Source organism: Neisseria sp. WLZKY-1 (genome assembly GCF_046546535.1).
Classification (GTDB): domain Bacteria; phylum Pseudomonadota; class Gammaproteobacteria; order Burkholderiales; family Neisseriaceae; genus Neisseria.
Window position 1 is genome coordinate 1 of sequence record NZ_JBKGTW010000136.1, and the last position, 367, is coordinate 367.

The 367-nt window shown below is 39.8% G+C and carries 2 pseudogenes; both read right to left on the minus strand.

What is annotated here, in order from left to right:
* Positions 1-270: pseudogene (locus ACLD9W_RS12540) on the minus strand (IS1595 family transposase); the annotation flags it as partial.
* A gap of 18 nt (positions 271-288) precedes the next feature.
* Positions 289-367: pseudogene (locus ACLD9W_RS12545) on the minus strand (IS1595 family transposase); the annotation flags it as partial.

Genomic DNA, 367 nt, shown 5'->3' on the forward strand with positions numbered 1-367 from the left:
ATCATGCCTGTGATTGAAGCGAAATTCAGTTTCTTTCAGATGCAAGTAAAACGTATGTTTTGCTACGCCATGAAACTGTATCAGACGGTGTTTCGCATAACTCCAAAACGACTCAATACCGTTAATGTGTTGCGCTCCACGAGCAAACTCATTTTGCCCGTGATACACCCTAAAATGCTTTGCAAATTCCATATCAATCAAACCATGATAACCGCGCCATCCGTCAGTATTGATGACGCTCTCAATGGAGATATGGCCGCGTATAACCTTTGGGGCTGTCCTAGATAACTAGGATAAATTATCTATTACCAATTGTTTCAAAATGGAAATTTGAACTTTTATTTCACTGTTGTTAAAACGCCATTCG